Origin of the sequence: Chryseobacterium sp. OV279 (assembly GCF_900128945.1) — a bacterium.
In the GTDB taxonomy this organism is placed as follows: Bacteria; Bacteroidota; Bacteroidia; order Flavobacteriales; family Weeksellaceae; genus Chryseobacterium.
Genome location: NZ_FQUD01000005.1, coordinates 84,421 through 109,381 on the forward strand (window position 1 = coordinate 84,421; position 24,961 = coordinate 109,381).

General features: G+C 38.8%; 26 protein-coding genes and 1 tRNA gene. 4 read left to right on the forward strand and 23 right to left on the reverse strand.

All coding sequences use genetic code 11. The annotated features are described in order from the left end of the window. Nucleotides 1–37: 37 nt before the first annotated feature. From nuoE to BUA72_RS21750, 7 genes are all read right to left on the reverse strand, one after another. Nucleotides 38–547, reverse strand: coding sequence for an NADH-quinone oxidoreductase subunit NuoE family protein (gene nuoE, locus BUA72_RS21725; RefSeq protein ID WP_034703555.1), 510 nt, complete (start codon nucleotides 545–547; stop codon nucleotides 38–40). 128 nt (nucleotides 548–675) lie between these two features. Continuing rightward, nucleotides 676–1,899 (reverse strand): NADH dehydrogenase (quinone) subunit D, encoded by a 1,224-nt coding sequence (nuoD, locus tag BUA72_RS21730; protein ID WP_034730704.1) that lies wholly within the window; start codon nucleotides 1,897–1,899, stop codon nucleotides 676–678. Between the two features lie 60 nt (nucleotides 1,900–1,959). Then, nucleotides 1,960–2,454: an NADH-quinone oxidoreductase subunit C gene (locus BUA72_RS21735; protein WP_034730701.1), complete on the reverse strand. Its 495-nt coding sequence runs from the start codon at nucleotides 2,452–2,454 to the stop codon at nucleotides 1,960–1,962. A 5-nt stretch (nucleotides 2,455–2,459) separates the two neighbouring features. Beyond that, nucleotides 2,460–3,020, reverse strand: coding sequence for an NADH-quinone oxidoreductase subunit B (locus BUA72_RS21740; protein ID WP_047454729.1), 561 nt, complete (start codon nucleotides 3,018–3,020; stop codon nucleotides 2,460–2,462). Nucleotides 3,021–3,115: 95 nt separating this feature from the next. Further along, nucleotides 3,116–3,487, reverse strand: a complete 372-nt coding sequence (locus BUA72_RS21745) for an NADH-quinone oxidoreductase subunit A (protein WP_034730696.1) — start codon at nucleotides 3,485–3,487, stop codon at nucleotides 3,116–3,118. A 121-nt stretch (nucleotides 3,488–3,608) separates the two neighbouring features. Continuing rightward, nucleotides 3,609–3,785, reverse strand: a complete 177-nt coding sequence (locus tag BUA72_RS24550; RefSeq protein WP_175548924.1) for a hypothetical protein — start codon at nucleotides 3,783–3,785, stop codon at nucleotides 3,609–3,611. Between the two features lie 126 nt (nucleotides 3,786–3,911). Beyond that, nucleotides 3,912–5,045 (reverse strand): GNAT family N-acetyltransferase, encoded by a 1,134-nt coding sequence (locus BUA72_RS21750; RefSeq protein ID WP_047454730.1) that lies wholly within the window; start codon nucleotides 5,043–5,045, stop codon nucleotides 3,912–3,914. Nucleotides 5,046–5,149: 104 nt separating this feature from the next. Here BUA72_RS21750 and BUA72_RS21755 point away from each other — a divergent pair, with 104 nt between their 5' ends. After that, the gene (locus BUA72_RS21755) at nucleotides 5,150–5,860 is read left to right on the forward strand and encodes a zinc metallopeptidase (protein WP_047454732.1); all 711 of its coding nucleotides are present in this window, start codon (nucleotides 5,150–5,152) and stop codon (nucleotides 5,858–5,860) included. Here the strand turns inward: BUA72_RS21755 and BUA72_RS21760 are convergent. The 9 genes from BUA72_RS21760 to rbfA form a co-directional block, all read right to left on the reverse strand. Further along, entirely contained in the window at nucleotides 5,857–6,459 is a 603-nt protein-coding gene (locus BUA72_RS21760) for an IMPACT family protein (RefSeq protein WP_072925165.1), read from the reverse strand. The genes BUA72_RS21755 and BUA72_RS21760 overlap by 4 nt on opposite strands. Before the next feature lie 78 nt (nucleotides 6,460–6,537). Beyond that, complete coding sequence (locus BUA72_RS24865; RefSeq protein ID WP_410493338.1) at nucleotides 6,538–6,714, reverse strand: bacteriocin-like protein; 177 nt, start codon at nucleotides 6,712–6,714, stop codon at nucleotides 6,538–6,540. 233 nt (nucleotides 6,715–6,947) lie between these two features. Further along, a complete protein-coding gene (locus BUA72_RS24285; protein WP_139259665.1) occupies nucleotides 6,948–7,130 on the reverse strand; it encodes a bacteriocin-like protein in 183 nt (60 codons plus the stop codon). A 166-nt stretch (nucleotides 7,131–7,296) separates the two neighbouring features. Further along, nucleotides 7,297–8,325: a bifunctional diaminohydroxyphosphoribosylaminopyrimidine deaminase/5-amino-6-(5-phosphoribosylamino)uracil reductase RibD gene (gene ribD / locus BUA72_RS21765; protein WP_072925166.1), complete on the reverse strand. Its 1,029-nt coding sequence runs from the start codon at nucleotides 8,323–8,325 to the stop codon at nucleotides 7,297–7,299. Nucleotides 8,326–8,388: 63 nt separating this feature from the next. Continuing rightward, entirely contained in the window at nucleotides 8,389–10,194 is a 1,806-nt protein-coding gene (locus BUA72_RS21770) for a DUF349 domain-containing protein (protein ID WP_072925168.1), read from the reverse strand. Nucleotides 10,195–10,270: 76 nt separating this feature from the next. Next, on the reverse strand, nucleotides 10,271–11,008 hold the full coding sequence (locus BUA72_RS21775) for a shikimate dehydrogenase family protein (RefSeq protein ID WP_072925170.1): 738 nt from the start codon (nucleotides 11,006–11,008) through the stop codon (nucleotides 10,271–10,273). 60 nt (nucleotides 11,009–11,068) lie between these two features. Further along, nucleotides 11,069–12,871 carry an endonuclease gene (locus BUA72_RS21780; RefSeq protein WP_072925172.1) on the reverse strand — a complete coding sequence of 601 codons (1,803 nt, stop codon included), beginning with the start codon at nucleotides 12,869–12,871 and terminating at the stop codon, nucleotides 11,069–11,071. 70 nt (nucleotides 12,872–12,941) lie between these two features. Continuing rightward, a complete protein-coding gene (locus BUA72_RS21785; protein ID WP_072925173.1) occupies nucleotides 12,942–14,147 on the reverse strand; it encodes an ABC transporter permease in 1,206 nt (401 codons plus the stop codon). A 4-nt stretch (nucleotides 14,148–14,151) separates the two neighbouring features. Further along, nucleotides 14,152–14,511 carry a 30S ribosome-binding factor RbfA gene (gene rbfA / locus BUA72_RS21790; protein ID WP_034730673.1) on the reverse strand — a complete coding sequence of 120 codons (360 nt, stop codon included), beginning with the start codon at nucleotides 14,509–14,511 and terminating at the stop codon, nucleotides 14,152–14,154. A gap of 95 nt (nucleotides 14,512–14,606) precedes the next feature. Between rbfA and mce the strand changes: the two genes are divergently transcribed. Together mce and BUA72_RS21800 are read left to right on the forward strand one after the other, a co-directional pair. Then, entirely contained in the window at nucleotides 14,607–15,005 is a 399-nt protein-coding gene (gene mce / locus BUA72_RS21795; protein ID WP_072925175.1) for a methylmalonyl-CoA epimerase, read from the forward strand. Between the two features lie 62 nt (nucleotides 15,006–15,067). Beyond that, a tRNA-Ile gene (locus tag BUA72_RS21800) sits at nucleotides 15,068–15,141 on the forward strand. Between the two features lie 126 nt (nucleotides 15,142–15,267). Here BUA72_RS21800 and BUA72_RS21805 read toward each other — a convergent pair. Then, on the reverse strand, nucleotides 15,268–15,666 hold the full coding sequence (locus BUA72_RS21805) for a hypothetical protein (RefSeq protein ID WP_072925177.1): 399 nt from the start codon (nucleotides 15,664–15,666) through the stop codon (nucleotides 15,268–15,270). A gap of 165 nt (nucleotides 15,667–15,831) precedes the next feature. On the opposite strand from BUA72_RS21805, the gene BUA72_RS21810 reads away from it, so the two are divergent. After that, nucleotides 15,832–16,419, forward strand: coding sequence for a hypothetical protein (locus BUA72_RS21810; RefSeq protein WP_072925179.1), 588 nt, complete (start codon nucleotides 15,832–15,834; stop codon nucleotides 16,417–16,419). Between the two features lie 114 nt (nucleotides 16,420–16,533). Here the strand turns inward: BUA72_RS21810 and BUA72_RS21815 are convergent, their stop codons facing one another. From BUA72_RS21815 to BUA72_RS21835, 6 genes are all read right to left on the reverse strand, one after another. After that, a complete protein-coding gene (locus BUA72_RS21815; protein ID WP_072925180.1) occupies nucleotides 16,534–16,728 on the reverse strand; it encodes a hypothetical protein in 195 nt (64 codons plus the stop codon). A gap of 187 nt (nucleotides 16,729–16,915) precedes the next feature. Then, on the reverse strand, nucleotides 16,916–18,382 hold the full coding sequence (locus BUA72_RS21820; RefSeq protein ID WP_072925182.1) for a T9SS type A sorting domain-containing protein: 1,467 nt from the start codon (nucleotides 18,380–18,382) through the stop codon (nucleotides 16,916–16,918). 116 nt (nucleotides 18,383–18,498) lie between these two features. After that, nucleotides 18,499–18,645 carry a bacteriocin-like protein gene (locus BUA72_RS24555; RefSeq protein WP_175548925.1) on the reverse strand — a complete coding sequence of 49 codons (147 nt, stop codon included), beginning with the start codon at nucleotides 18,643–18,645 and terminating at the stop codon, nucleotides 18,499–18,501. Between the two features lie 81 nt (nucleotides 18,646–18,726). Further along, nucleotides 18,727–20,994 carry a cytochrome-c oxidase, cbb3-type subunit I gene (gene ccoN / locus BUA72_RS21825; protein ID WP_072925184.1) on the reverse strand — a complete coding sequence of 756 codons (2,268 nt, stop codon included), beginning with the start codon at nucleotides 20,992–20,994 and terminating at the stop codon, nucleotides 18,727–18,729. Nucleotides 20,995–21,070: 76 nt separating this feature from the next. Beyond that, nucleotides 21,071–22,564 (reverse strand): catalase, encoded by a 1,494-nt coding sequence (locus BUA72_RS21830; protein ID WP_072925185.1) that lies wholly within the window; start codon nucleotides 22,562–22,564, stop codon nucleotides 21,071–21,073. A gap of 246 nt (nucleotides 22,565–22,810) precedes the next feature. Further along, nucleotides 22,811–24,952 (reverse strand): outer membrane beta-barrel protein, encoded by a 2,142-nt coding sequence (locus BUA72_RS21835; RefSeq protein WP_072925187.1) that lies wholly within the window; start codon nucleotides 24,950–24,952, stop codon nucleotides 22,811–22,813. Nucleotides 24,953–24,961: the final 9 nt, after the last annotated feature.

Genomic DNA, 24,961 nt, shown 5'->3' on the forward strand with positions numbered 1-24,961 from the left:
GCAGCTTTGCGCCTTTTTTAATTAATTTAAAATTTATTTAGTCCAAAGCAACCTGTCCCTGTCTGCAAAGATCAAGGATTTCATCTACTTTTTCTATCGTTAAATTTTCATGAAAGAATTTCCCCAGCTGAAGCATTGGTGCGTATCCGCAAGCTCCAAGACATTCAGCAGGTTTCAGGGTAAACATTCCGTCTTCGGTAGTTTCTCCGTCCTTAATGTTCAGCTTGGTTCTGATATGATCAAGAATTTTCTCGCTTCCGCACACCATACATGGTCCGGTTCTGCATACTTCCAAAACATATTTACCAACCGGCTTCATATTGAACATGGTATAAAAAGTAGCTACTTCATATACTTCAATTGGCTTAATACTTAATAATTCAGCAACATAATCCATTACAGGAACGTCTAACCATCCTCCGAATTCTTTCTGTGCTAAGTGAAGTACAGGAAGAAGAGCAGACTTTTGTCTTCCCTCAGGATATCTTGCGATAATTTTGTGTACCTGTTCTAAACTTTCCGGTTTAAAAGCTATTGTTTCGCTCATTTTTTATCTGAGATTAAAGAGTAAAGAACAAAGAAAAAAGATTCTAAAGTCCGTTATTCTAAATTCGTATTTATATTGGGTTGAAGAAAGTCTTTTATCTTTCTTCTGTTATCTTTTTGTCTACTATATTATGCGTCTAATTCTCCCGCAATAATATTCATACTACACATGGTAACGATCGCGTCTGAAATTACAGAACCTGTGATCATTTCAGGATAGGCCTGATAGTAGATGAAACATGGTCTTCTGAAGTGAAGTCTGTAAGGGCTTCTTCCTCCGTCGCTCACCAAATAGAATCCTAATTCTCCGTTTCCACCTTCTACAGCATGGTAAACTTCTCCTTTAGGCACTTCAGTTTCTCCCATAACGATTTTGAAATGGTAGATCAACGCTTCCATTTTCTTGTAAACATCTGCCTTTTCAGGAAGATAGAAATCAGGAACATCCGCGTGGAATGGTCCTTCAGGAAGATTTTCGTATGCTTGTTTGATGATTTTCAGTGATTCCCAGATTTCCTGCTGACGAACCATGAAACGGTCGTATGTATCACCTGCAGTTCCTACAGGAATGATAAAGTCGAAATCCTCGTAAGAAGAATAAGGCTGTGCAACTCTTACGTCATAATCTACGCCGGCTGCACGTAGGTTCGGACCTGTAAAACCATAGCTTAATGCTCTTTCGGCAGAGATTGCTCCTGCACCAATGGTTCTGTCCATAAAGATTCTGTTTCTTTCCAGTAAAGTTCCGAATTCTTTGAATCTTGCCGGGAAAGTTTTTAAGAAATCCTGTAATAGCTCATGGAATTTCGGGGTGAAATCTCTTTCAAATCCTCCGATTCTTCCCATATTCGTCGTCATTCTCGCTCCGCAGATCTGCTCGTACATATCGTAAATACGCTCTCTTTCGATGAACATATAGGTAAGACCTGTAATGGCTCCTGCATCCATCCCGGTTACCCCGTTACAGATCAGGTGATCACCGATTCTGGCCAGTTCCATTAAAATAACACGCATATAATCTACACGCTTAGGAACTTCTATGCCGATCAGCTTTTCTACTGTCATGTGCCAACCCAGGTTATTGATAGGCGCTGAACAGTAATTCATACGGTCGGTAAGGGTAGTGATCTGAGCATAATTTCTTCTTTCGGAAATTTTCTCAAATGCTCTGTGGATGTATCCTACCGTTTGCTCTGCGTGAAGGATTCTTTCTCCGTCCATCGTTAAGATATTCTGGAAGATCCCGTGGGTAGCAGGGTGGGTAGGTCCTAAATTGAGGGTATACAGCTGCCCGTCAATCTGCTCCTTACTTTCGTACTGGTTAAGTATATTAGATAATGAGTTATCTTTCATAATGATTGCTTTAGCTATTTGCTTCCGGCTATTGGCTGGCTGCCATTGGCCATTCGCTTTTTATCTTCCGAACATATTATCGTCCTTATCTGTTCTTGTTCCATCTTCCAGACGGTATTCCTTCAACATCGGATGGTATCCAAGGTCTTCCATATTCAGGATCGCTCTCAGATCAGGATGTCCTTTGAATTTAATTCCGTAGAAATCAAAAGTTTCTCTTTCCATCCAGTTCGCTCCGGCAAATAATTCTACAAGAGAATCTACTTCTACATTTTCTCTGGACATAAAGATCTTCAGACGTAATCTGAAATTAGCCATCATATTGTGCAGGTGATAGATAACACCGATCTCTTTTTCAGGAAACTCAGGGTAATGAATACCGCAGATATCAGTAAGGAAATTAAATTCCAGTGATGAGTCTCTTAAATAATGAATGATCTTTTTGATATCTTCCTTCTTTACTTCAATCGTCAGCATTCCATAAGGTTCTGAACTCGAAATCACAGAATCCGGAAATTCTCTTGTAATAGCTTCTAATACAAATTCGTTTGTCATTTCCCTTAGTTGCTTATGTTGTAAGAATCTAGTAATTTCTGGTATTCAGGCATATCTCTTCTTCTGATGCTTTCGCTTTCGCAAAGAGCCTGAACCTGCATTACGCCTTCAATGATCTGCTCCGGTCTTGGAGGACATCCCGGAACGTATACGTCTACCGGAATAATTTTATCGATTCCCTGTAATACAGAGTACGTGTCAAAAATACCACCGCTGGATGCACAGGCACCAACAGCCACCACCCATTTCGGCTCAGCCATCTGAGTGTAAACTTCTTTTAGGACAGGTCCTAATTTTTTAGATATCGTTCCGCAAACCATCAGCATATCTGCCTGTCTTGGGGAGAAAGAGTTTCTTTCCATACCAAATCTCGAAGCATCATACGTAGGGTTCAGGGTAGCCATAAACTCGATACCACAACAAGAGGTTGCAAATGGTAAAGGCCAAAGAGAAAACTTCCTGGCCATCCCGATCACACTGCTCAGTTTCGTTGCGAAAAACCCTTCTCCTTCAAATCCTTCGGGAGCAGGTGCATCTGTTCTTATTACTGGTTTTTTATCTGACATTTTTATTAAATATTTAAAGATTCAAACATTTAAAAATTTAAAAACTTATCCATCTTTAAATTCGTTAAATACATTAAATCTTTTAATGTTAAAATTTATTTATCCCAATCTAGTGCACCGCGTTTCCAAACATAGAAAAACGCCATGAAGAAGATTGCGACGAAGGTAAGTACGGCCAGGAATCCTTCTACTCCGAATTCTCTGAAGTTAACCGCATACGGGTAAAAAAATACGATTTCAATATCGAATAGTACGAACAATACCGCAGTCAGGAAGTATTTAATGGAAAACGGTGTTCTCGCATTGCCCTCCACAGGAACTCCACATTCCCAGCTTTGGTTTTTTACAGAATTTCCTTTCTTCTGTTTCGGTCCCAGAAAATGGGCTCCAAGCAAAGAAACGGCTACAAATGCCACTGCTACACCTGCTTGAAGAAGGATTGGAATATAACTTTCAGGTAAATTCATTTTTGCATTATTATCTCAATTTGCAAATTTAGCGAATAAACAAGAAAGCATGAAATTAATAAGCCTAAAAGTGGGTTGAAAATAGGGAAAACCGGTAATTTAGAATCAATAAAAATAGTGTCTATTTCTTCATTTTTCTGAGCAGAGAATAGGCCATAAATGATATGTATCCGAAAAGAATACTGGCTAAGATTATGTTAACTACCGTATTTATTCTGTCATCCTCGATGCGGAAAAAGAAGTTATAGGCGATAAATGCTGAGATCAGAACGGCGAAAACTATGAGATGTGGTTTCATGGGGTGGGGGATGCGTGTTACGGGTTAAGAGATACGGGGTTCATATTACGAGACGAAAAATATGAGTTATTAGCTTTAAATTTGAAATAAGTCACTAATAACCCATCAACGATTACTCATTGCTCATTACTCATTGCTTATCATTAATGAGTAAGTTCTTCTTCTCTTATGGTTCACCGGATTGTAATCCTGCCACAGAACCTGAACGCTTTTGTTTTCTTCCAGCTCCGGGTTGGTTTCGGCAAAATCAATTCCCATACTGGTAAAACGAACGAAAATCTCTTTGAATATAATGGCTGTAACACCACGTCTCTGGTATTCAGGGTGAATTCCGATCAGATAGAAATTGGCGCGGTCGTTTTTCTTTCCTGCCTGTAAAAAGTGCCACCATCCGAAAGGAAACAGTTTTCCTTTAGATTTCTGTAAAGCCTTTGAATAAGAAGGCATGGTGATGGCAAATGAAACAAGTTCATTATTTTCATCTACGACGCAGATGACGTAGTTTTTGTCTATAAACGGGAAATATTTTTCTCTGTACGTTTGAATCTGCTCGTCTGAAATAGGTGTGTAGGTAGAAAGATGTTTATAGGTTTCATCCAGAAGCTTAAACATCGGTTCTACAAACGGTAAAATTTCCTGTTTTGATTTGAAATCAAGAACCTTAAGCTTGTATTTCTGTGCGATCAGACCGCTGAATTTTTCTACTTTTTCGGGGAGAACTTTCGGGAAATTCATCTCATATTCTACCCATTCTTTTTCTTTGGTCAGTCCAAGATCTTCCAGATGTTTAGGATAGTAGGCGTGATTATAGATTCCGATCATGGTAGCCAGCTTTTCAAATCCCATCGTCAGCATTCCTGCCTTATCGAGATTGGTGAAGCCCATTGGTCCTTCTATCTTATCTATATGATGTTCTTTAGCGTAATCTATGGCTTTTTGAATCAGAGCTTTGGAAACTTCTTTATCGTCAATAAAATCGATCCATCCGAAACGGACTTTTTTAATGCCCAGTTCTTTTTCCTCCTTATGATTGATGATCACAGCGATTCTTCCAACTACTTTATTGTCTTTTAAAGCCAGATACTGTTTGGATTTTGAATAATGTAAAGCCGGATTTTCTTTGGCGTCCCAGATTTTAAATTCGTCTTTGATAAAAGAAGGAACATAATAGGGGTTGTTTTTATAAAGATCCATTGGAAACCTTACGAATTGTTTTAATTCGCTTTGATTTTTTACTTCAATAACTGAAACTTCTGACATAATTAGAGGGTAATTAGAGGACAAATATAAATAATAAAATGTAATACTTTGGCACAGTTTTTACATCATTATGGTTAAAATTTAAACACAAAAATCTATATAAAATGACGGGTTATTATATCATTATCGGTATTTCAATGCTGGTGAGCTGGTGGGTTTCATCAAGATTGAAATCGAAATTTGAATATTACTCCAATGTACATCTCAGAAATGGTTTATCGGGGAAAGAAGTGGCAGAAAAGATGCTTAGAGATAACGGGATCAATGATGTACAGGTAATTTCAGTTCCCGGTCAGCTGACGGACCACTATAATCCGGCAGATAAAACAGTTAATCTTTCTGAAGGAGTCTATATGCAGAGAAATGCGGCTGCGGCGGCAGTAGCAGCTCACGAATGCGGTCATGCGGTACAGCATGCTGTAGGATATTCAATGCTGAATCTGCGTTCAAAACTGGTTCCTGTTGTCAATATAACGTCTAATCTGATGCAGTTTGTCCTGCTTGCAGGTATTGGGATCATGGCGGCTACAAGATCTATTGAAGATCCGAATGGAAATACAGCCGTTCTTGCGATTGGAGTAGCCATGTTTGCCATGACGACACTTTTCGCTTTTGTAACGCTTCCCGTTGAATACGATGCGAGTAACAGAGCGATGAAATGGCTTAAAGATACCGGCACAGTGACTCAGGAAGAATTTGTAGGCGTACAGGACAGTCTGAAATGGGCAGCAAGAACCTATGTGGTGGCGGCCATCGGATCGCTGGCACAACTTCTTTACTGGGGATCTTTACTGCTTGGCGGAAGAAGAAATTAATCTTTAAATTCAAATGAAACATACTGCATCTCGGATAATTTATCTGAGATGCTTTCTTTTTGGGCCAATTTTAAAGAGGCGGTCAATATGCAGTTTTCATTAGCATCAAAACTCAAAACCTTCGCATCAAATTTAGAAAGCAGGGTAAATATCGTATTCTGCTGATTGAAGTTGAACTGAATTGCAACTTCTGCTTCAAGTTCCCGGATGATGATATTCGCTTCCTCCAGAGTAATCTTTGCACATTCTTTATAGGCTTTTACCAATCCGGAAACACCGAGTTTTGTTCCGCCATAATAACGCACGGAAATAACGAGTACATTGGTGATTTCATGGGCTAAAAGCTGGTTGTAAATGGGAAGCCCTGCACTTCCTGAAGGTTCTCCGTCATCGTTGGCCCGGTAGTTTTCTCCTTCCAGCCCCATTCTGAAAGCATAGCAGTGATGGGTTGCTTTTGGATGTTCTGACCTTACTTTCTCCAGCGCGTTTTTCAGTTCCTTTTCATTATTGACAGGAAATGCAAATCCGATGAACTTGCTTCCTTTTTCTTTTAATAAAGTATTTTCTATGGGTTTTTCTATCGTTTTGTATTCGAACATACCGTTCCGTAACTTTTGAACTGCAAATTTACGGTTTATATATTGATAAAAAAAAGAGCGTTTCCGCTCCTTTTTATTTTAAATACATATGGTACCATTTGGTTTACAGACTTCACTGGCGTCCGTGGGAACGCATCTAAAGTAACCGGGTCTGCAAGGACAAAAGTAGGTGCCATTTGCTAAATAATAACATCCCTGGATTCCTCCCTGAATGGTCTTTAATTCTCTGCTTGATAGTTTTCTTAAATTTTTCATGTAAATATTGAATTTGATGGTTAGTTTAATAAAAAGGTAAGCAATTAAATCCAATAAAATTGAAAAAATCAAAAAATATTTTTAGGTTAAGTTTTTGAATGATATGTATTTATAGTTGTTTTTCTTTGTGATTATATTAGATCTAAAAAAAATGTACATACTGAAGGATCAATAAAAAAAGCCGTCAAAATATTTGACAGCTCCTTAGATTTTTTAAATTTTATACTTAATAACTAGATTCCATCTCCGCAAAGATCCATTGGAATTAAGCACATATAACTTGTAGGACCGCAAAAATCCTGAGGGCACTTATCTCTGCATCGTGTAGATTGTCCGTTAGGTAGCGTACAGGTTACAAATGCTCCACCGCTAATGCTTTTTAAGCCGATTCTTGAAATTTTCTTTAGATTTTTCATGTATGATGATTTATATTAGTTAATTCACCATTAAGTTACTTAATTAATTTCAGCTGAAAATATGATTTGTAGAGAATTTTATTATGTTAAATTGAATTTATGATCATGTTAATATTGATTGATGTAGAAATGGTTTAAAATCATTTTAATTGGTATGATTTTAATCTCAATGATCATGCAGATAAAATGAAATAGTGTTGTCTCTAAATGTTTTGATATCGTAAGGTTTTACATCCAGTTTAGGAGCCTTCGTTCCATGTTCAAGTTTCAGACCTTCGTTTTGAATGATGATGGCTTCATCCCAGAGTCCAGCCTTAATAAACTGCAGTAGGGTATAGCTTCCGCCTTCTATAATAACGGATTGTATCTGTTCCTTATAAAGTGCAGTCATAAGATCCGGCAGGAAATTCTCTTTCCCGACTCTGATGAATTTAACGTTGCTTTCCGTTTCTTCTTTTATCGAATTGATGATCAGCGTTTGTGCTTCGTCATTATATATTTTAAAGTCTTTGGGAACTTTTAAGTCAAAATCTATAAGAATTCGTACAGGATTCACTCCTTCAGCATTTCTTACGGTCAAACCTGGATTATCATTTAAAGCCGTTTGTGTTCCGACTAAAATGGCGTGTTCATCTGCTCTTAATTGATGCACAAACTGATTCACCAATGCATTTGAAATGGCGGTGGGTTTAAAGTCTTTATCTAAAAATCCGTCTCCGGATTCTGCCCATTTCAGAATGATATAGGGTCTTTTCTTTTCGTGATAGGTGAAAAATCTTTTGTTTAATTCAATGCATTCTTTTTCCAGTATTCCGGAAATGGCTTCTATTCCGGCATCCTGAATGATTTTCTTTCCTTTTCCATTCACTTTATCATGAGAATCCATAGCACCGATAACCACCTGTTTGAATCCCAGTTCTTTAATTTTTAAAGCACATGGAGGTGTTTTCCCATAATGCGCACAGGGTTCCAGGGAAACATAGATCGTAGATTCCGGAATCAGACTTTTATCTTCTACAGAATTGATGGCATTGATCTCAGCATGATTTTCGCCGGCTTTATGGTGATATCCTTCTCCTATGATCTTTCCGTCGTGTACGATCACGCTGCCTACAAGAGGATTGGGGTAGGTTTTGCCCAGTGCTTTTTGGGCGAGCTCAATGCATCTTTTGATATATAATTCGTCGTTGTTCATAGGGTGAAAAGAAAAAGCGAAGACAAATTTCTTTGCTCCGCCTTTATTATATTGTTTAATAGATTATTCTCCTGCAATAATATTGTGAAGATTTTGTCTTAAAGTTTCAAGATGTACTTTCTTCTCGTCGATGGTATTGAAGGTATCTCTTAGAAGTGGATTTTCTTTTGACGGGTTTTTGAAGAATGCCAGGTTGTTTTCCAGTTTTACAATTTCGCTCTCAAGGTCAGAGATTTGGCTCTTGATCTTTCTTGCTTTATCGGTAAGTTGGTTCTCTGTTAATCCTTCTTCCTTCAGTTCAAGCTCATTGATTTTATTCAGCTTCAGCTTTTCTCTCAACGTTCTGTTGAATTCGGTATTGATCGCGATTTTGTCTCTCGGTACTTTCCCGATATTGTTCCAGGCCGTTTTTATGGCTTCAATTTTTTCAATGCTGCCTTCGTCATTGGAAACCGTTTTCAGGTCTTCGAGAATTTCTTTTTTCTGCTTGTAATTCTCTTTCCAGTTGTCGTTGGACGCATTGTTTTTCTCTCTGTAATTGTTGAAGAACGTATTACAGGCATCACGGAATTCATCCCAGATCTTATTGGTCATGCTCTTTGGAACGTGCCCGATCTTTTTCCAGTCTTCCTGAAGCTTTTTGAATAACGGAACAGCAATATCCCATTCTTCATTGTTCATATTGTCCTGAGCAGTCTGGATCAGTTTCAATTTGTCTTCCAGATTGGCTTGCTGAGAACCTTTAAGAGATTTATAGTAATTGTTCTTTGTCGTGTTGAAACCTCTAAGCGTTGTTTTGAAATCATTCCAGTTCTGGTTGGACAGTTTTCTTGGAACACTTCCTGTTTTTAGGAATTCGGTACGAAGATCTTCCACTCTTTTGATGGAGTTCTGCCAGTAACCGTGATTAGGCGTTTCAGCAGGCTCAGATAGTTTTTTGATTTCCGCGATGATCTGGTTTTTCTTTTCCAGATTGTCATTCTGTTCTCCTTCAATAGCGGCAGAAAGCTCAGATTTTCTTTCGTGAATCTTGTTGGAAATTTCTTTAAACTCTTCCCATGTTTTTTCACGGAATTCTTCTGCTACCGGTTCTGCTTCTTCTTTCCAAAGTTTGTGAAGGTACTGAAGCTCGTTCAGGGCCTTCTGAATCACAGGCTCGCTTTCTAGCTCTTTGGCGCGGGCAATGATGTGCTGTCTTTTCTCAAGGTTGTGGCTGAATTCCTGCTCTAAGAATTCTTTATTCAGATCCAGCATCTGATAAAATTGGTTCAGGTGGTGGAAATAATTATTGTTAAGGATCTTGAATTCAGATTTTGCTACCTGTCCGGCTTTTGACCATTCTTCTTTGATCTCACGGATGGATTTGAAAAGGTTGGTTCCCGGCTCAGAATTGGTATACAGATTTTTAAGTCTTTCTATGATACTCTGACGGTGATCGAGGTTTTTCTTTTGCTCTTCATCCTGAGATTTCTGATATGTGTCGTGCTTTTCTCTGAAAATATTGATCAGGGCAGACAGTTTAGACTGTAAAGGGTGCTCGTAGCTGAAATTTTCAGGAGCATTTCCGCCTTCTGCATATTCATGCTTCTTGTCTTCCACTTCATCATGGATGTAATGACTTGCTTTTTCTTTTAACTGATTGAATCTTTTGAAATTTTCACCAGCATTGGCCGTATTGATGATTTTTTCCATTTCTTTCAAAGCATCAGCCAGAGAAATATCATCAGTGTGATCCTCTTCAATATGCTCTGCATCATCATCATGAGTAGTTTCACCATGAGGTACGGGCGTTTCTGACGTTTCCTCCTGAGATACTTCGTTAGGAATTTTATTTTCTTCGTTTTCAGAAAGATTGTTTTCTGTAGTCATAGCAAATCTTTTATGTGAGTGGCGTTAATATCCTTTTGATATATAGCTGTAAAGCCAATTAAGGTACTAATTTAGGTTATTTTTTTTGAAAATTCCAAATTTCCCAAGCTTTTTCTGCTTGCTGTTCAAGCATGTAATATCCGTTCACAGTTTTGGCTCCTTTTTCGGATGCTTTAATGATGAACTGAGTATAGTTCGGGTTGTAGATCAGGTCGATGATCAGGTGTTCCGGCGTGATCCCGTCAAAAGGGAATTCCAGACAGTCTTCCACATTCGGGAATGTGCCTACCGGCGTACACTGGATAATAATTTTATGGTCGGAAACCGTCTTGCTGTCGAGGTTTTCAAAATTAATCTCAGAATTTCTGGAAACCGTAATGGATGGAATTCCGTGTTTATCCATTACATATTTTACAGCTTTTGCAGCGCCTCCGTTTCCAAGGATCAAAGCTTTATCCTGATAACTTTTCTTATGGAGCAGAAGTGTTTTTTCAAAACCGAAAGCATCCGTATTGTAACCTGTTTTTTTACCGTCTCTAATCAAAACACAGTTCACAGCGCCAATTTTTTCAGCCTCATCACTGAGCCCGTCAAGATAATCAACAATCTTTTCCTTGTATGGGATGGTGACATTGAATCCTAAAAGTTCCGGATCGGTAAGGAGATTCTCTACTTCATCAATTTCATTCAGATCAAAAATATCGTAGGTAAAGTCTTTCAGCATCAGCTTCTGAAACTTGTCTTCAAAGAATTTTTTGGAAAAGGAATAGGAAATATTTCTTCCTATCAGCCCTAATTTTTTATTGGATTCCATACATCAAAAATAAAAAAAAGACCGAATAAATCGGTCTTTGTTATCAAATATTTTTCAAGTTTATTCTACAATGAATTTTGTAGAGAAACGGTCTGTTTTCAGGATGTAATTTCCTTTGGTAAGACCTTTAAGGTTTATTTTATTAGAGTTTTTGAAAGGATTTTCAATCACTTCTATAAGCTTTCCGGAAAGGTCATAGATCTGAGCTTTTGAAATTTTGCTTAAGTTTTCACCTTTCACAAATAATTCATTGTTTTTTACCGGGTTAGGATAAACTGAGAATTCAGATTGATCTTTTTTCACATCTGAAGTGCCAAGGGCACCGAAACATGTCCAGGTAAGGTCATCAATAGCTACTCTGTTCGTTGTTATCGGATTTACAATTTTAATGACAATATTACCGCTTACGTTAATATTATTAATTGTAATTGGAGCTGTTGGAGCTGTTCCGCTGTAAGCTATTGTTCCTACTGTTACTCCATTGATCTGAACGTTAAGATTACCGGCATCCCCGCCAAATTTCAGCTGGGCTTTTAAAGATATGCTTCCAATGCCTCCTGAAATAGCGCTGCTTGTAAGACTTCCGTTTCTGATGGTAATTGCTTTCCCTGAAATAGTCTGGTCAGTTCTTGCATCTGTTGCAGTCCAGGTAATATTATTATTGGTCCATATTGTTGTTGCATATGTGTTTGGAGCACCTGTAATAGTTTCAAAATTTTCTGTTCCACAGCTTGTATTTCCTCCAGGCTGCCCTGCAAGGGTTGTCCCATCTGCAGAATTGCTCTGCGGAGAAGAATTTCCTGCTGCATCTCTGGCAATTACATAGAAAGTGTAAGTCGTAGAAGGTGTCAGTCCCTGAACCGTTGCTGTAGTTCCTGAAGCCGTTGTTTTTAATATTCCGTTAGCATATACATCATAACCTGCAACACCAATATTATCTGTAGCAGCTGTCCAGCTTAGAGATATCGTACTGGCAGTAGGATTTTGAGTAGTAAGGTTGGTGGCGGCTGTAGGAGCTTGAGAATCCGGAACCTGTGATCCCCAGATCAGCTCCACAAATTCAGGGTGATCAATGAAAGGATTCTTATTGCTCTGATATTCGTAAGTGGCATTGTTTCTTGAAATTTCAGCAGGTGATACCGGATCCGCTGCATGCCATGCTCTTAGCTGGTCAAGTTCCCAGGTTTGCAGTCCCGGAAATGCTGTTGTTCCAAGCATACCTCCTGTTCCATTTGCAGAAGTAAAACCTGCAAGCTGGGACTGATATCTCGTTACAAAATAAAAGATCATTCTTGCTACATCACCTTTGAACGCATCAATAGGTTCAAATACAATTCCTGAATATCCGGCAGATGCAGATGTACCTAATTTTGATCCGTTTTGAGAGGTGAATGATGGGCTTGTACCCACTTTCCCAAAAGGATAATTAGATCTCATTCCGTTTACTTTTCCGTCTGTTGCTCTGATGAAGTTGACGTCAGCTACCATTGGTGAAGCTTCATCAAAAAGACTTTGCGGAACAATATGTTCTCTGTTATAACAGTTGCCTTCAACGGAATACTGCCCGCACTGGTTAGTGCCGATGGTGAAATTGTATGGATCTGCGCCGGTTGGATTTTCAGAATAAATATCTAAAACACTTCCGTCATTTTCATAAAAGTAGTCGCGATCGGTAGTCTGGTAAGCAATCCATAATCCAGCATAGCTTTTAGCCTGATGACCGTTCGTAATGATTTGGTTTAACTTATTTTTTAAAGTTACACCGCTTAGACCTGCCGTTCCGTCATAATAGGTGGCAGGTGCTTGTGCTGATACAATGATAATTGTAAAACTCAGCAGAAAAAAGGATAAAATTCGTTTCATTTAAAAAAAATTGGGCCGTAAAGGTACAAAAAATTGAAAATGAAGTATATTTTATTTTAAATCTAGTGTATTAACTTTTAGTAATATAGTCCTTGCCGATCTTAGAAAAGAACCATGAAATAATGATTCCGAAAAGAGAAGCCGTAAGGGCTACAATAAGATAATTTTTCCCAACAATTTTTACAGGGAAAGGAAGTAATTCATTAGCTCTGAAGAATTCCGTATAAAGCTGGAAATAGCAAAGTAGAGTTCCCATGATTAACCCTGAAATCACACCTGAGATCACAATGAGAAGCCCGGTATAGAAATAGGTCATTCTTAGATGGCTTATCGGGAAACCTAATGAAATAAGAGATCTTGACTGTTCTTTTTTATCAAGCTGGAGAATAATAATAGCTCCGGCAAGATTAAAGGTTGTAATGAAGATCACCAGCGCAAAAATCAGATAGATGAACATTTTTTCTGTATTGATCATCTTCCAGAAGGCTGCATTTTCCTCTTCCTTGGTTTTTATCTCGATGTTTTTCCCTAAAGAATTAAGAAGACTCTGCTTTACTGCATCTGCATTTTCAGGATTCTTTAATTTAATAACAATCTGATACGCTGATTTTTTGGGTAAGCTAAGCAGTTCCTCAGTCAGTTCAATAGGGGCAATGATATAGCTGTCCAGCTGATCTTTCCCCGGGAAAACTCCTGTAACAAGAAAATCTCTCTTATTATAGATGTCTTCTTCTTTATTAATGATACCGGTTCCAGGCTTAGGCATGAATATCGTGGCATAATTACTGGTGGAATCAATGGGAATGGATAATCTGTTGTGCAGATTGGTTTCCATTAATACTTCATTAGAATATTTGAAACTTGGATATGTTCCGTAGAATACATCTTTATCGATAGGGTTGACCCTTGTATAAGCGGAATCTACTCCTCTTAAATAAGCGATATCACCTTTGCCTTTATAATTGACGTAAACTTTTTCCTCAATGACACGGGAAAAACTGCTGATGCCTTTGTTGTTGTTTAAAACAGAAGTGACCTTATCCAGATCTTTCACCGTTTTGCCTGAAGCACTTTTCAGGGTAAGGTCAGCGTGAAGATTGGAGATCAGGTCTTTGTTCAGGGTTTCAAGTCCTGAGAATACTGAAATGATCACGAACATTGCAGTCACAGCAACCATCATGGCACCTACCGAAAGCCACGTAATGAACGTCACGGCGGTACTGCCTTTTTTTGCCAAAAGGTATCTGGATGCTATGTAAAATGCAATATTCTTCAAGATCTTATAAAACAGGATTGTCGCCTTCGCCTCTTAATTCTCTTTCTAATTTTTCAACGTCATCAAGAGCCGTATCTAAATAAAAATTAAGTTGTGGAATGATACGTACCTGTTTTGCCATTTTCTGGCCGATAAAATTTCTGTATTGAGCTTTGTTTTCCTCAATTTCCTTCATCACCGCGGAACGGAATTCCTGCGGGAAAATGCTTAAATAAATTTTAGCAATACCCAGATCTGCCGATACTTTTACGTCTGAAACGGATACCAATATACTTTGCTTGCTTTCTGAAGCCTGTTTGCGGAAAAGCTCTGCGAAGTCTTCCTGGATGATCTGTGCTACTTTTCTTTGTCTGTTACTTTCCATAAGTTATGCAAATTTAGTACTTTTGTTTGAATTGATACCTTTGAAATTCAGCTCCGGTATCAAATTTACGATTTAATTATATTTATTAGTATTTTATGAAGCTAGAACATATCGGTATTGCCGTAAAATCTTTAGGAGTCTCTGATGAGCTTTTCGCCAGATTATTAGGAAAAGAATCCTATAAAAAAGAAAGTGTGGAAAGAGAAGGGGTAGTCACTTCTTTTTACGGAACAGGAGAAAGTAAAATTGAGCTGCTGGAAGCCAGTAATCCTGAAAGTCCGATCTCTAAATTTATCGATAAAAAGGGCGAAGGCATCCATCATCTGGCCTTTGGTGTAGAAAATATCCTGGAAGAAGTAGAAAGATTAAAAAAAGAAGGATTCCAGTTTATCTCCGAAGAACCGAAAGAAGGTGCTGATAACAAATTAGTTGTCTTCCTGCACCCGAAATCCACCAATGGCGTGCTGGTAGAACTTTGTCAAGAAAAGCAATAAAAAGTTTTGTAGTGAAAGAAATTTTGCTATTTTTGCAATCACAAAATTTAACCAAGTTTTGAGGTCCTATAGCTCAGTTGGTTAGAGCACCTGACTCATAATCAGGTGGTCCCTGGTTCGAGCCCAGGTGGGACCACAATATAAAACCGTAATTCTTTATTTAATAAAGTTTTACGGTTTTTTTTTAGTTCCCAGTCTAAAAAAATGTTTTATTGCTAACTGGAATCAAAGAACCACTATTGTTATTTTACGTATAGAGTAGTTAATTGTTTTCAGAACAAATATATTCGTAAACCCCATAAGCTACTGAATCGGGTATAAATTTATATGTATCCTCAGTAGAACCGCCTTCAGATAAAATTTTGCCATTACTATGATATTCGACAAATGTTATGTTCTGATATTCCTTGGTATCACACGAAACAATCCAATTGTTTATAGAGTATTTACTTTTGTAAGTGTATTTTCCATTTTTTCCTTTGATTTTAATGGGTGGATCAATCTTCTTTACCCATACATCATAGAGTTGATTATCTTTTTTTTCAAGATTTCGAATTTGATATTCTCTTCCTGAAACTGAAGTGGTTATTGACATCCATTCAGATTGTGCGAATACTTTCTGAGCGAATAAAAGAATTAAGAAAATAAGAAAATTTTTCATGCAATAATTTTTTCCAAAGATACCACTTGTCAAAATGTTTTCATAGGGTGATACATCAGGTACGGATACAGATTACATTTTTTTTAATATAACCCCTTTGTTTTCCCTTACCTGCAATAGATATTAACCACTTTACTATTTATCTTTGCCCGCTCAATACAAACTATGTCAAAAGAAAACATAAAAAACATCTTACTCAGTCTCTTCACTATTTTAATAGGAGCATTTATCGGGTTTAATGTTTGGTGGACGGATAGCGGGGCAAGATTTTTAGGGCTAGTAGCCTTTTTTCTCATTCCCATTGGGTCGCTTCTTTTAAGTATCGCTCTGACCAAAATGATTATTCCGACCCATGCGAATATTAGTTTTTCAACCCTTTCAGACAGACATAAATATCAGATTCTAAAAAACACCATAGGTCCGAAGAAAGTTCAAATGGTAAATATCTGCTATCTCTCCCTATTTTTTATTTTTTGTGGAGCTACCGTTTTTGGATTAGTCATTTCCGCCAATAATCACGAAAAATACCAACTGATGAATTACGGGGTGACTCAGAAAGTGAAAATAAAAGCTGTAGAGTACAAAGGGAAGGGATCTCCCTATGCATTTTTCGATTTCTATCTGGATGGTAAAAAATATTCCGCAGATTTATCTCAAAAAGATGATAAAGTAGGCGATAGTGCTGTCATTATTTTTTCTACTCATAATACGGATATTGTAGAGTGGGCAGAAGACTTTGATCCCATTGAATAAGCCTACGTCTTTCTGAAAACAAAAAAATCCAGGAAACTGATTCCTGGATTGATTTATATATACATAGCATCAAGCGAAATGCCGTGCCGTATGAAAGATCGTATGTGTTGTATACTATCTCGGTCTGTCTGGTTTTGTAGGATCGATGGTGTCGTCCGGTGGAGTAGTAGTCCCTATTGGACCATGTCCTTTTGATCCATCGTTATGTGAGATGGTGATATTCTTGTTTTGATGAGTTTCTTTGGCAAAAGAAAATGCACTCATTAATAGTAAAGAAGCCAGAGCTAATTTTAATGTTTTGTTTTTCATGTGTTTAAAAATTTAGTGATGGTAAAGTTACATAAAATAGTTATTTCTCAATACCGTGAATCATATAATAAATGTTGATGTTATACTCTAAAATCTCATATCTGTCTCAAAATTCACCATTCACTTGCGAAGCAAAATTCACCATTCACATCTGTCAATCTTAAAGTCTTGTCCCTGAAATGATGTCTTATTCCTTGATAAACTTAGCCGTAATTATCTCTTTCGAAGTTTCCAGCTTAAGAATATAATTTCCGGATGGCAGGGCATTCACATTGATGAAATTATTTTTTACAGGAGTGGCAGAATACATGATTCTTTTCCCGTTCATATCATAGATTTCAAATCCGTTGACAGGATCATTGGATGTGAATTGCAGATTGTTTCCGACTGGGTTGGGGTAAATTTTTACCTTGTCGCTGCTTTTTTCCGGATCTGTGGTTGCCAAATTGTTTGAAGAGAAGAAATATTTCCGTGCAGTCCCCACATATTTCGTTTGGGCTCCGTACCAAATAGAATAGATGCCGACCAGTACGATAGAATTTCCATATAATTCAAAACCCCGATTATAGACAAAGGAGTTTCCGGTGCCAATAATAGGGGTAATGATTTTGCCGTCCACCCCGAAAGAAGTGTCCAGTTCTCCATTAGCCTTCATCCTTAGGGCATACATCGTATGATAACCGGTTCCTCCGATCATAAACGAGTTATCCGGCATGCGTCTAACTTCTACAGGATCGGAATTTGACTGTATTGGCAGTACGAATGCCCCTCCGTTTTTATAGGAAGTATCTAAGGTTCCGTTGGGAAGAAGACGGTAGGCGATCAGGCCAAAGCAGTTGTTTCCAAAGCAGAAACTTCCTGAAGTAAAGCCCTGTATTTTTCCGTCTTCCAGAAGTTCGAGGCGGGTATAATCACCTACATACTCTCCTGCAGGGCGTGTGAAATGTCCGTTTGTTCCGAAAGTAGTCACCAGATTTCCTGCGGCATCAAACTTTGAAACCAGCATATAACGGTTGTTTTGTGCGATCTGATATTTTCCTCCAATAAAGATTTCGTTGTTGGCATTTACCTTTACTTGTCTGTACTGGTAAGTTGAACCTAAAGCGATCTCCCCGTTATTCGCAAATGTTGTATCCACAAGACCATTGGGAAGCAGGCGGACTAAGAAATGATTATTACTGACCCTCCTTATAACATAAATTTTCCCACTGGGATCAATATGCATATCCACATAGTCCCCGGATGCGTTATAAGTGGTAAAACCGTTTACAGAATTTCCGTTTTCGTCTATTTTTAAGATTTGTCCGCCTGTACTGCCATCCAGCACAATATAATTACCGTCTCCGGCAGGTTCTACCATATTATAGGTATGGGCAGGGGAGATCAGTTTATATCCCAACCCATTATTAAAAGTTAGATCTAAAAGTCCATTTGCTGTAAAGCGGGCATAAAAACTGGCCCCAACAGCCAGAAGCTTTCCGTCCGGAAGTTGGGTCGTGTCATGGATTTGAAGACCACCGCTGGGCTGTCCATTGGTATAAAATGCAAAAATCGAAGTACCGTTGTTTTGCCCGTAGTTCGGATCTAACAAATTTTCCTGAGCGGAAAACGTAGATAAACAGGATAATCCTAGAAATAAGAGAATTTTTTTCATGGTTTTCGTTAAAGGGCCAAATATATGATTTTAAAGGCTCTGCAACAAAAAAGCCTCTGATTGTTCAGAAGCTTTGTATACGGTATAATGATTGAATTTTAAATCAGTAGATTAGATTATTGGCAGTAGGCGGAATCTATATGTCTGCAGACTCCGTCAGCACAGCAGAATTTTATATTGCAATACCGTTGTTCATTACAATAGGAGAGACCTCCTTTGATCGTTTTTAAATTGTCTCTTGAAACTTTCTTTAAATTTTTCATAATATTTTAGTTTGTAATTAATCACTAATGTATGAATAATTTAAATATGATGTATATTTTTATGAAAGTCTTCTGTTACTATTAGTTTCCTGCGGTTTTAACATCTGTCGTCTTAATATCCGTTCCCAATCTTTGCAGATAGGCAATCATTGCAACGATTTCCCGTTTTTCGAGAGGAACAAACTGATTTCCTTTAGCCATTTTTTCTTTTTCCAGCTGTTCTTTGACATCCGTTGCTTCCGCATAGATTCTCTTCACAATTCCTGATGCCTGTCCGTCTGCCCAAGCGTTTGCAGAGTCGATCTGGGATTTGTTGTAAGGAACATCAAATGATTTTTTCATCAGTTCCATTTTGCTCAACATCTGAGAACGGTCCAGTTTATTGGTGATCAGCCATGGAAAACGCGGCATTATAGATCCCGGAGAGGTTGATCTTGGATTGTACATATGCTTCAGGTGCCATGAATCCGGGTTTCTGACTCCTTCTCTGTGCAGATCCGGTCCTGTTCTTTTAGAGCCCCAGAGAAAAGGATGATCGTACACAAATTCTCCGGCCTTCGAATACTGTCCGTTTTTACCTTCAAATCTCACAATTTCGTCCCGGAAAGGTCTGATCATCTGGGAATGGCAGGCATTACAGCCTTCACGGATATACAGATCACGGCCCTCGAGTTCTAATGGGGAATAAGGTTTAACCGCCGAAATCGTAGGAACATTTTTTTTAATCGTCATCGTGGGAATGATTTCCGCAGCACCTCCGATCGATAAAGTAAAAAACGCGCCTATTGAAAGGATAACCGGTTTTCTTTCAATCCATAAATGAATACCTTCTCCGGCTTTTCTCCCGTGTATTCTTGCCAATGCCGGAGCTTCCGCAGAAACTTCTCTCTGGAAGGAGCCCTGTCTTATGGTTTTAAAAATATTAACAACCATCAGGAATCCGCCTGTAAGATAGAATGTCCCTCCAAGAAACCTCATCTTGTAATAAGGGATGACGGCGGTTACCGTATCCAGCCAGTTTTTATACATCAGAGTACCATCAGGATTAAACTGTTTCCACATCAACCCCTGGGTAAAACCTGAAATATACATCGGTACAACGTAGAACAGAACGCCCAGAGTTCCCAGCCAGAAATGCCAGTTCGCCAGCTTTACAGACCATAAATTGGTTCTCCACATGATCGGGACAAGATAGTACACGATACCAAACGCCATAAAACCATTCCATCCGAGAGCCCCTAAATGTACGTGACCAATTACCCAATCCGTATAATGTCCAATTTTATTTAAAGTTTTAGTCGCTAAAAGCGGTCCTTCGAAAGTTGCCATCCCATAACAGGTGACCGCAACGACAAAGAATTTCAAGACCGGATTGTCTCGTACTTTTTCCCAGGCACCTCTTAAAGTCAGTAATCCGTTAAGCATTCCTCCCCAGGACGGTGCAATCAGCATAATGGAGAAACCTGTGGCTAAAGCCTGTGTCCATCCAGGAATAGCGGTATAATGCAAATGGTGAGGCCCCGCCCAGAGATACACGAAAATAAGTGACCAGAAGTGAATAATAGACAGCTTATACGAAAATACGGGCCTGTTCGCTGCTTTCGGAAGGAAATAATACATCATTCCCAAAATAGGAGTGGTCAGGATAAATGCAACGGCATTGTGCCCGTACCACCATTGGATCAGAGCATCTTTAACCCCTGAATACAAGGAATAGGATTTCCAGAAATCAAGTGGAACTTCAAGATTATTGACGATGTACAGTAAAGCCACCCCAATCCATGTGGCAATGTAAAACCATATGGCAACGTACAAATGTCTTACCCTTCTTTTCGCAATCGTTCCGAACATATTAATTCCGAAAACAATCCATGAAAAGGTGAGCAGGATATCCAGTGGCCATTCATGTTCTGCATATTCTTTTGAAGTATTGAAGCCCATAGCAAACGTGATCCAGCTGGCCACAATCATGATCTGCCACGACCAGAAATGAATCCACGAAAGGGTAGCGTTGTACATAGGAGCTTTTAACAATCTTGGGAGACTGTAATATGTTGCACAGAAAAAAGAATTACATACGAAAGCAAAGATCACCGTATTGGTATGCATCATTCTGATTCTTCCAAAACCCAATATCCCCTGCGAATTCACAAGCCCCTGAATATTTCCTTCTCTTAAACTCTGAATCGTCATATCATCCGTACCGAAGAGAAATTCCGGCAGTTCAGGATAGAAAAGCATCAGAGCGGTAGTGAGCCCCAATATAAATCCTGCAATACCAAACACGACGGTGGCATACAGGAAAGCACGCACGATATTATTATCATAACTAAATTTTTGTATCTCCATTGTATAATATCAGTATTTGATGGACAGTTAATAAGTTTAAAGCAGATAAGTCAGGGGAAGAAACAGGGATTTCTCCCTATTTCATATCCGTCTGCTTTTTCATGTCATACCCCTCGTAATCACAAACGGTTTCCCAGGATAGATTAAGCGCTTTTGCAACGCCTTTTCCATAGTGTGGATCGGCTTTATAGCAATTTCTGATGTGACGGATCTGGATAAATTGCTGGGCGCCTCCTACAGCATCAGCAGTATTGTTAAATAAAAGTTCTTTCTGCTCATCAGACATCAGTCTGAATAGATCTCCGGGTTGGGAAAAATAATCATCATCTTCACGGTGGTCCCAATGTCCGGCATATCCTGACAAAGCTAAAGGTGGTTCTTCATAAGCCGGCTGCTCCTGCCACTGGCTGAAACTGTTGGGTTCATAAGCGATCTTACTTCCGTAGTTTCCATCAGTTCGCATCGCTCCGTCACGGTGATAAGCCATATACGGGCACTTCGGAGCATTCACTGGAATCTGGTGATGATTGACCCCTAAACGGTAACGTTGCGTATCACCATACGAGAACAAACGGCCCTGCAGCATTTTATCAGGAGAAAAACCAATTCCAGGAATGATGGTAGCCGGATTAAATGCCGCCTGTTCCACCTCAGCAAAATAATTGGAAGGATTTCGATTCAGGGTGAATTCTCCAACGGGGATCATCGGATAATCTCCGTGTGGCCATACTTTCGTTAAATCAAAAGGGTTGATGTGATACGTGTCTGCATCCGCTTCTTCCATCACCTGAATGTACATCTTCCAGGTAGGGAAGTTTCCGTTTTCTATATTTTCATATAAATCTTTCTGATGACTTTCCCGGTCTTCAGCAATGATTTGTTTTGCTTCAGCATTGGTGAGATTCTCTATTCCCTGTTGGGTTTTGAAATGAAATTTAACCCAGAAACGTTTATTTTCATGATTAATAAAACTGTACGTATGACTTCCGAAACCATCCATATGACGGTAAGATTTCGGCAATCCACGATCGCTCATGGTAATGGTGACCTGATGAAGAGATTCAGGAAGAAGCGTCCAGAAGTCCCAGTTATTATCGGCACTTCTCATATTGGTGCGCGGATCTCTTTTCACGGCATGATTTAAATCCGGAAACTTTAAAGGATCACGCAGGAAGAAAACAGGTGTATTGTTTCCTACCAGGTCCCAGTTTCCTTCTTCGGTATAGAATTTCAGGGCAAAACCTCTGATATCCCTTTCTGCATCAGCTGCACCTCTTTCTCCTGCTACCGTTGAAAAACGGATGAATAGTGGTGTTTCTTTACCTGTTTCACCAAATAAATTGGCCTTTGTATAGGATGTAATGTCGTGGGTAACTTTAAAAACTCCGTAAGCTCCCGAGCCCTTGGCGTGCATTCTGCGCTCTGGTATCACTTCACGGTCAAAGTGAGCCATTTTTTCCAGAAACCATATATCCTGAAGTAAGGCTGGACCACGTTTTCCGGCTGTTAAAATATTCTGATTGTCTGAGACTGGAGCACCCGTTCTGTTTGTTAGATTGTTTTTTTCCATCTGAAAAGCTTTTTAATTGGGTGTAAAGCTACCCACTTCCAATTTTTTTACTCTCATCCAGAATGATTAAAAAGCTGTGGTCCAATGGATCAGATGATGGTTTTTTGCTTGGACAGATGGACATGATTTATGGAAAGCCCAAAAACAAAAACAGCAAAAACCCTGGGGTTTCTGCTGTTTAATTTATTTTTTGTCTGATGAATTCTGAAATGTTTTTTCAGGACTTATCAAGGTTAAATCGGTACTTTATTTTCCGCCGCCACTGTTTTTCTCAACATCTATTTTCGTGTTTCCTTTTACCTTCTGGTTTCCGAAACGTTTTACGAATGAAAGGGAAAATCCATACCAGTCGGATCTTGTAGCAGTTCTGGAGGTTCCTTCCTGGCTGTAGCTTGTGGAGTCAAAATTGGGTCTGCTGAAAATATTCATCAGCTGAAGACTGACTTCCATCTGTGTTTTAGGGAATATTTTTGTGGCAGAGATATTATGGAAAATATTCGTTTTATTGGCGTATGAATTTCCGTTATTCTGGTTAGAAAGCTCTGCCCAGAGACTCAGATTGATGTTTTTGTTAAACAGGTTCGTGTAGGATACATTGGCTGAGGCTCCTACATAATTGATGTATTTTTGCCCTTTCAAATCGTTGATCTCATTAAAGTCATGATTGTCAATGTAGTACCATCCGACTCCGACATTCACATTCAGCTTGTTTTTCAGGAAGGTCTGGTTGGTATTCGCAAAAAGGTAATACTTCTGCACTTTTCCGTTGAAATTATCAGGAAGGGTTACCAGCCTGCCGTCTTCCTCAGCTAAAGATGTCCAGTAATCCTTGTCGGTATACATATACCTTGCGGAAAGGAAGTATTTTTTAAGAATTCCCAACTTCATATACACCCTGTGACTCGGGTTGGGTTCCAGATCCATGTTTCCACGGGAGAACGTCCCCTCATTTGTAGGAACAAGAAAAGGATTGAACTCCGAATACCATGGACGCCAAAGATTACGGTTGTAGGTCAGGGTCAGGTCATATTTATCTGAAAAAGAATACTTCAATAACAAATTGGGAAGCAAAGTACTGTAGGAATCCTTTCTGTTTTTTCCGGATATATCCTCTCTCATTTTATAATCGATATGTTCATAACGGACTCCGACTCTTGTTTCCAGCTTTTCGAAGAAGGTTTTGCTGTAGTTCGCATACAGGGAATTGATATTGTCTTCGTAATGAAAAACATCATTGGTACGGAGATTATCCACATTGTTTCCTGAAAGCGTATTTGGGATCACATTATTGTTGAAATCCATTTTTCCGCCCACTTCAAAGCTTCCGCCTTTTCCCAGAGGCTGGGTATAATCTATTTTGATGTAATAGTTTCTGGTCTGCTCATGAGAATTGATTCCCAACTGACTTACTTTTGAGTTATCGCTGTATGTTTTTAAAAATTCATTGAGATTCTCCTGAGAATTGTAATTGGAACCTAAGTTGACATCCAGAATTCTGTTTTTCTCCTTGTCATAATATTTATAAAAAACATTCGTCCCCAATGTGCGGTATCTACCTGTTACATCCTGATCCTGATGATAAGATTCGGGATCCTGACTGTTCCTGGTTCTGAGGAAATCTGCGTCAGAAGTTGAAGTGTTTTTACTTTGATAATATTCCAGAATAAGACCTATATTGTTTTTGTCATTCAATTCATATTCGGAAGTAGAGGACATGGATGGGCTTTTGCCGCGTCCCAAAGTTTCGTTGCTGCTTTGCGTAATATCATTATCCTTATACAGCATATTAAGACTGGTATTTCTCTGGAAATAAGTATTATCACTATAACTTCCGATCAGGGTCTGCGTGAAATTTTTCTTGTGGTAATTAAGGTTAATGTTCGTATACTGAGAATTTTTGGCGTTTTGTCTGTTATTAAAGGTTACGCTGCCTTTCATTCCTTCATCATCCCTTCTTTTAAGAACAATATTAATGACTGATCCTGCTGTTTCATAGCGTGATGACGGGCTTGTGATGACTTCAATTTTCATCAGATTATCTGCAGGAATGGTTTTCAGATATTCCTTTAATTCCTTACCAGTAAATACAGATTTTCTGTCGTTGATATAAACCGTAACAGATTCACCTTCTGCTTTCACTGCATCATTATTGTCAATACTTACTAAAGGTGTCATTCTCAAAACGTCCCAGGTGGTATTTCCTGCCAGGATAGAACTGTTGGATACATTAAAAACCGTTCTGTCTGCCTTAGATTCCACAGTAGGTTTTCTTGCTGTTAATGTAACGCCTTCAATTTGATTTTCCTTCTGCTTGATGGTGTCGTTTTTAGCCTGTGAAAAGACCAGAGATCCCATCAGTAAAGCTGCCGAACATATAATTATCTTCATTCAAAGTGA